We start from the raw sequence: 6,546 nt of genomic DNA, 5'->3' as shown, positions 1-6,546 counted from the left end.
GTCAGCCGATGTCCTCGTGCCAAGTGCGGCCGTCGCGCTCGATCAGCGCGATCGCGGCGGTGGGCCCCCAGGTGCCGGCCGGGTACGGGCGCGGCGGTTCCGGACGGTCGGCCCAGGCGTTGAGCAGGGTGTCGGCCCAGGCCCAGGCGGCCTCGACCTCGTCGCGGCGCATGAACAGGGTGGCGTTCCCCCGCACGACGTCCATCAGCAGGCGCTCGTAGGCGTCCGGATAGCGCTGGTTGAAGGTCTCCTCGAACGAGATGTCGAGGCCGGTCGACCGCAGGCGCATGCCGCCGGGGCCGGGCTCCTTGGTCATCACCTCGAGCTTGATGCCCTCCTGCGGCTGCAGCCGGATCACCAAGCGGTTCGGCTCGCGGGCGAACTCGTCGGAGAAGATGCTGAACGGCGAGGAGCGGAACTGGACGACGATCTCGGAGACCTTCTGCGGCAGCCGCTTGCCGGTGCGCAGGTAGAACGGCACCCCGGCCCAGCGCGGCGTCATCAGCTCGAGCTTCAGGGCGACGAAGGTCTCGGTCAGGCTCGAGCGGTCCTCGGCGAGGTCGACGACGTAGGCGGGCACCGGCTGGCCGTTGACCGCACCGGCGACGTACTGGCCGCGCACGGTGCGCATCGGCACCTCGTGGGCGGGGATCGGCTTGAGGGCGCGGAGCACCTTAAGCTTCTCGTCGCGCACCGCGTCGGCGTCGAGGGAGAGCGGGCTCTCCATGCCGAGCAGGCAGAGAAGCTGCAGCATGTGGTTCTGCAGCATGTCGCGCAGGGCGCCGGAGGTGTCGTAGTAGCCGCCGCGGCCCTCGACCCCGACGGTCTCCGCCACGGTGATCTGGACGTGGTCGATCACGTCGGCGTTCCACAGCCGCTCGAAGATCGTGTTGGCGAAGCGCAGGGCGAGCAGGTTCTGCACCGTCTCCTTGCCGAGATAGTGGTCGATGCGGAAGATCTGGTTCTCGGGGAAGACCTTGCCGACCTGGTCGTTGATCGCGCGGGCCGAGGCGAGGTCGTGGCCGATCGGCTTCTCCAGCACCACCCGGGAGCGCTCGCCGATCAGCCCGTGGGCACTGAGGTTGCGGCAGATCGCGCCGTACAGGCTCGGCGAGGTGGCGAGGTAGTAGGGCCGCACGTGGTCCGGATGCTCCGACAGGAGGTTCGCCAGCTCCTCCCAGCCGGCGTCGCCGGCGCCGTCCACCGCGACGTAGCGCAGGTGGTCGAGGAAGCGCGTCACCGTGTCGGGATCGCGGTCGGTCGCCGGCACGTGGCGCTCGAGCGCCGCCGCGGCGAGGTCGCGGTACTCGCCGGTGCCGAGAGGGGTGCGCGCCGCCGCGACGATGCGGCTCTCCTCCGGGATCTGCCGGTCGCGAAAGCGGGTGTAGAGCGCCGGCAGCAGCTTGCGCATCGTGAGGTCGCCGGTGGCGCCGAACACGACCGCATCGAAGGGGGCGACGGGGATGATCTTGTGCATCGGGTGACGGGTCTCCCGCTCTCTCCGGCCGTCCCTGCAAGGGCGCGGCCAGTCCGTGTCTCCGGCGGATGCGGGGCTCCGGCATCCGCCTTCGTCGCGTGGTGCGGCGGCGCTCAGTACGAGGCCGGCGTCGCCGCGGCCTCCTTCACGCCCGCATCCGCACCGCTGCCGCCGCCCTCGAGCGGCGCCTCCATGTGGGCGGAGAAGGCGGCCTTGTGGTCGGGGTGCCAGCGCGACAGGGCCGGACGGTTGCGGATCACGTCGTCGGAGGACCAGCGCATCCGCTTCTCGTCCATCTCCCGGGTCGTCTCGTTGTCCGGGCACAGGATGTAGAAGTCGCCCTCCGCCATCTTCTCCAGGAGGAAGGCGACGGTCTCCTCCGGCGTCCAGGCGCCGGCCGGCTTCTCGGCGACGCCGCGGGCGCGGGTGAGGCCGGTATAGACGAAGCCCGGGACCAGCAGGTGGGCGGTGACCGGCGAGCCCGCCTCGCGCAGCTCGTGGCTCAACGCCTCGGTCGTCACCTTCACGCCCGCCTTGCTGACGTTGTAGGGCGTGTTGCCGGGCGGCGTGGTGATGCCCTGCTTCGACCCGGTGACGATCACCGCCCCGGGCTCTCCCGCCTCGATCATGCCGGGCACGAAGGCCTGGACCGCGTTGACCACGCCCCACAGGTTGGTGTCGAGGATGCGGTGCCAGGTCGGTGCGTCGGAGAAGAACCGCCCGCCGGCCTCGATGCCGGCATTGGCCATCAGCAGCGACACCGCGCCGAGGGAGGCGGCCTCGCGGCGCAGGGCCTCCAGCGCCTCCGGCTTCGCCACGTCGGTCGCGACCGCGCGCACGTCCGCTTCGCCGCCCGGTGCCGCGCCGGCGACCTCGCGGGCGGCCTGCGTCAGCGCCTCGCCGGGCAGGTCGGCCAGCACCACCCGCATCCCGGCCTGCGCGAAGGCCCTGGCGGCGGCGAGGCCGATGCCGCTCGCCGCGCCGGTGACGACCGCGACGCGGCCCTTCGCGAGTGCGGGATGGTGGGTCATGGTGCGCTCCGCCTGGATCTCGGCTCGGTTCTCAAGGCCGGCAGGTAGGCCGTCGCAAGGGAAACGCCACACGCGGGAGCACAAAAATCTCGCCGTCCGGCGCGGCCGCGGCGTCGCGGCCGGCGCTCACGCGCCCGGCCGGACCTCACGGTGGGAACGGTCGTCCCTGCTCCCCCTCGTCGCGCCGGCCGGGCCCGTCGAAATAGTCGGGATTGAGGCCCGCGATGCCGCCGAGATCGGCCAGGAGCCCGTCGAGATGGGCGCCCATCCGGCGCGCCGCCGCCTCCGGGTCGCGGGCGGCGATCGCGTCGCGCACCGCCCCGTGCTCGGCGACGACCCGGTCGAGGCGGCCGGCCTGCGGCAGGGTGAGGCGGCGGAACCGGTCGACCTGCACCTTCACCTGCTGGACCAGCCGCCAGATGCCCGGATGGCCGGCGGCCCGGGCGACGCCCGCGTGGAACGCCTCGTCGGCCTGGTGGAACGCCTCGTGGTCGTCCTTGTCGGCGACCGCCAGCACCGCCATCGCCCGGTCGATCGCCGCGAGGCCCGCCGCGTCGCCGCGCTCGGCGGCGAGGCGCGCGCTCGTCTCCTCGAGGGAGCGCCGGATGATGATCGTCTCGGGCAGGTCAGCGTAGGGGATCAGCCCGACGAAGGTGCCGGATTGCGGGAAGATCGCGACCAGGCCCTCCTCGGCGAGCTTCAGCACCGCCTCGTGCACCGGCGTGCGGCTGACGCCGTAGCGGCGCGCCAGCGCCTTCTCGTTGATCGGCTCGCCGGGGCGCATCGCCAGCGAGACGATGCGGGCGCGCAGCTCCTGGCGGATCACCGCCGAGGCCGTGGGCGGCCGCTCGGGAACGCGGCTCGGCATGCGGATCGGCGCCTTGCGGGGGACTTGGCGCGGATCCGGACGGGGGTCTTGGCAGCGATGAGGGTCTTGGCAGAAATAGGGATCTTGGCAGGGATCTTGTCTGGCTTCGTGGCGGGGAACGGTGCGGATGGGGTCCATGGTCGGTGATCGTGCTCGCCTCGCCCTCGCCCGCGGCGCGTTCTTCGCCGCGCTCGACCCGGAGGGCCTCCCGGATGCACAGCTTAGTTTGATATATCAGATTTGCGAAGGGGCGGGTCCCGTTCGATCCTCTGCCCTGCGCCCGGCGCGGCTTGACCGGGCCGGGCCGGCGCGCCACCTCCGCGGCAGCCATGACGGCGAGCCCCGGAGCGGCGGATGAGCGACCTCGACGAGACGACCGCCCCGAACGGGCGCAAGGCGACCCTGGTCGCCGGCGGGCCCGGGCGCTGAGGCGATGGCGACCGGGCGCGCCTCCGGCCGGACCTGGCTCAGGGTCCTGCGCCTCGTCCTCACGGTCGTGCCGCCGCTGATCGGCGTGGTGCTGATCGGGCAGGCGGTGGTCGCCTCGATCGGCGGCGACATCCGCCGCTGGGAATTCGCCCTCGGGGCGGTCTGCCTGTGCCTGACCTTCGCCGGACGGCTGGTGCCGGAGGAGTGACGGGAAACCCGGAACCGCGCCAGCCGTCACCGCTTGCCCCGAGACCGAGAACCCGGACAACCCCCATGCGCGACAACCCGGAGCGGAGCCGGTTCGAGCTCGAGGTGGACGGCGAGATCGCCTACGCCGATTACCGCCGCCAGCCCGGCACCCTCGTCATCTCGTACGTCTACGCGCCGCCCCGCTTGCGCGGCACCGGCACCGCCGAGCGGCTGATGCAGGGCGTGGCCGAGGCCGCGCGGGCGGAGGGAACGCGCATCCGCCCCCTCTGCGGCTACGCGGCGGCGTGGCTGCGCCGCCACCGCGAGCATCGCGACCTGCTCGCGTGATGCCCTGCCCGGCCGAGGCTCTCTACCCCGCCATGTCGAGCGGCGGCGCCAGGTCCGCCGGCAGCGGGCTGACATAGGGCGTGCGCGCCAGGCGCTCGGCGTGGTCGGCCTTGGCGCGGGCCAGCAGATCCGGGTCGCGCAGGACGTCGACCGCGGTGCCGGCCATCGCCTTGGCGACGTGGACCATGCCCTTGTGCGCCGCCGGGGTCTTGCCCTGGGCGGTGAGCTGCCAGGAATGGCCCGGCGTGCCGATGGCGTAGGTCGCGCCGCGGGCCTGCACGGTCGGCACCGCCCAGCTCACGTCGCCGACATCGGTCGAGCCCATCATCCGTTCGCCGTTGGCGCCGAGCGGCACCACCGTGTCGCAGAGCGGCGCATCGGTCACCGGCACGCCGAAGCGGCGATGGGCCGAGACGATGTCCTCCCGGGTCAGCGTCGCCCGGATCTTCTCGGCGAAGGCGCGGTCCTCGGCGTCGAAGGGCGGGGGGCCGAGCCGCATCAGGTTGGCGTGCAGGGCCTGCTCCAGCGGCGGGTTCGCCAGCAGGTTCGACATCGCGCTCACCACCCGGCTCGTCACCGTGGTCTCGGTCATGAGCGCCGCGCCGTCCGCGATCCGGCCGACGCGCGCCGCGAGGTCGAGGAGGGACGGCAGGTCGGCGGCGCGCACGAGATAGCGCACCGTGGCGCTCGCCTGGACGACGTTCGGGGCGATGCCGCCGGCATCGAGGTAGGCGTAGTGCACCCGCGCGTCGCTCGGCATGTGCTCGCGCAGGTAGTTGACGCCGACATTCATCAGCTCGACCGCGTCGAGGGCCGAGCGGCCGAGATGCGGCGCCGCCGCCGCGTGCGAGGCCCTGCCGGCGAAGCTGAAGTCGACGAGCTGGATCGCCAGCGAGACCGGCTCCCAGATCGACACGAACGGGCCCGGATGCCAGGTGATCGCGACGTCGACGTCCCTGAACACCCCGTCGCGCACCATGAAGGTCTTGGCGGCCCCGCCCTCCTCGGCCGGGCAGCCGTAGTAGCGCACGCGGCCGGGCAGGCCTTCGGCAGCGAGCCAGTCCTTGACCGCGGTCGCGGCCAGCAGCGCCCCGGCGCCGAGCAGGTTGTGGCCGCAGCCGTGGCCGGCGCCCTCCCCCGGCCGCGGCCGGTGCTCGGCCACGCCCGCCTCCTGGCTCAGGCCCGGCAGCGCGTCGTACTCGCCCAGGATCGCGATCACCGGACCGCCCTCGCCGGCCTCGCCCATCATGGCGGTCGGCATGCCGTCGATGCCCTCGGTCACCCGGAAGCCGTGGGCGCGCAGCATCGCGGTGTGCTCGGCCGCCGAGCGCACCTCCTGGAAGTTCAGTTCCGGCATCTCCCAGACCCGGTCCGAGAAGGCCGTGAACGCCGCCGCGTGCTCCTCGACGTGCCGCCAGATCGCCTCGCCGTTGTGCATGTTTCCTCGCGCTGTCGGGACGTTGTTAGGCTTTCGCCCCCGCCCCTTGTCGCACGATGGGGGCCGGGCGCCATGCGCCCGGCTCGGCCCAGGCCTGCGCGGCGTTAGCCTCTGTCCCGGAAGCCCCGCCGTGCCAGCGCGCGGTCGACGAAGTCGAACCGGTCCTGGCCCCAGAACAATTCGCCGTCGAGCACGATGGTCGGCGAGCCGAACACGCCGAGCGCCACCGCCTCGTCGCCGTTGCGGCGATACTCCGCCTGCACCGGCTCGCTGCCCTCGGCCGCGACCAGGGCGGCGCCGTCGTAGCCGGCCTCGTCGGCGATCGCCCGCCGCACCGCCGGATCGGCGATGTCGCGCTCCTCGGCCCACAGGGCGCGCAGGATCGCGTGCGAGAGCGGGAAGGCGTCGAGCCCGGCCGCCTGCGCGGCGATCACGGTCCAGCCGGCCTGCTTGTTCCAGTCCGGTGCCGGATTCCGCGTCGGGTAGTGCCGGGGCGTCACGTTGAGCGGCAGGCCGAGATAGTCGCTCCAGCGCGCGAGCTCGACGGCATGATAATCGCGACGCGGCTGCGGCCGGGTCCGGAGCGGCACGCCTCCGGTCTTCGGCACCACCTCCTGGAAGTCGTAGGGCTTCAGCACCAGCCGGGCGCGGTGGCGGCGCACGATGTCCTGGAGCTTCGGGCCGCCGAGATAGGCCCAGGGCGAGGACAGGCTGTAGAAGCAGGACAGTTCGATCATCGGGGCATCCGGGACGGGCGAAGGGACGA

Annotated in this window: 7 protein-coding genes; 2 read left to right on the top strand and 5 right to left on the bottom strand. The window is 73.0% G+C overall.

The genetic code is table 11. The features are described 5' to 3' along the window. Position 1: 1 nt before the first annotated feature. The 3 genes from zwf to A5481_RS05560 form a co-directional block, all read right to left on the bottom strand. Positions 2–1,477, bottom strand: coding sequence for a glucose-6-phosphate dehydrogenase (zwf, locus tag A5481_RS05570; protein WP_048437155.1), 1,476 nt, complete (start codon positions 1,475–1,477; stop codon positions 2–4). Positions 1,478–1,590: 113 nt separating this feature from the next. Continuing rightward, positions 1,591–2,508 (bottom strand): SDR family NAD(P)-dependent oxidoreductase, encoded by a 918-nt coding sequence (locus tag A5481_RS05565; RefSeq protein WP_082173576.1) that lies wholly within the window; start codon positions 2,506–2,508, stop codon positions 1,591–1,593. Positions 2,509–2,653: 145 nt separating this feature from the next. Next, positions 2,654–3,376 carry a GntR family transcriptional regulator gene (locus A5481_RS05560; protein WP_048437156.1) on the bottom strand — a complete coding sequence of 241 codons (723 nt, stop codon included), beginning with the start codon at positions 3,374–3,376 and terminating at the stop codon, positions 2,654–2,656. Positions 3,377–3,809: 433 nt separating this feature from the next. Between A5481_RS05560 and A5481_RS05555 the strand changes: the two genes are divergently transcribed. Then, positions 3,810–4,013: a hypothetical protein gene (locus A5481_RS05555; protein WP_048437157.1), complete on the top strand. Its 204-nt coding sequence runs from the start codon at positions 3,810–3,812 to the stop codon at positions 4,011–4,013. 65 nt (positions 4,014–4,078) lie between these two features. Beyond that, a complete protein-coding gene (locus A5481_RS05550) occupies positions 4,079–4,342 on the top strand; it encodes a GNAT family N-acetyltransferase (RefSeq protein ID WP_048437158.1) in 264 nt (87 codons plus the stop codon). A 22-nt stretch (positions 4,343–4,364) separates the two neighbouring features. Here the strand turns inward: A5481_RS05550 and A5481_RS05545 are convergent, their stop codons facing one another. Both A5481_RS05545 and A5481_RS05540 read right to left on the bottom strand, forming a co-directional pair. Continuing rightward, on the bottom strand, positions 4,365–5,780 hold the full coding sequence (locus A5481_RS05545; protein ID WP_048437159.1) for a M20 family metallopeptidase: 1,416 nt from the start codon (positions 5,778–5,780) through the stop codon (positions 4,365–4,367). A 104-nt stretch (positions 5,781–5,884) separates the two neighbouring features. Next, positions 5,885–6,517, bottom strand: coding sequence for a 2-hydroxychromene-2-carboxylate isomerase (locus A5481_RS05540; RefSeq protein ID WP_048437160.1), 633 nt, complete (start codon positions 6,515–6,517; stop codon positions 5,885–5,887). Positions 6,518–6,546: the final 29 nt, after the last annotated feature.

This window comes from Methylobacterium platani (genome assembly GCF_001653715.1).
Classification (GTDB): Bacteria; Pseudomonadota; Alphaproteobacteria; order Rhizobiales; family Beijerinckiaceae; genus Methylobacterium; species Methylobacterium platani.
The sequence above is the reverse complement of the archived record's forward strand: the minus strand, read 5'-3'. Positions and strand labels throughout refer to the sequence as shown.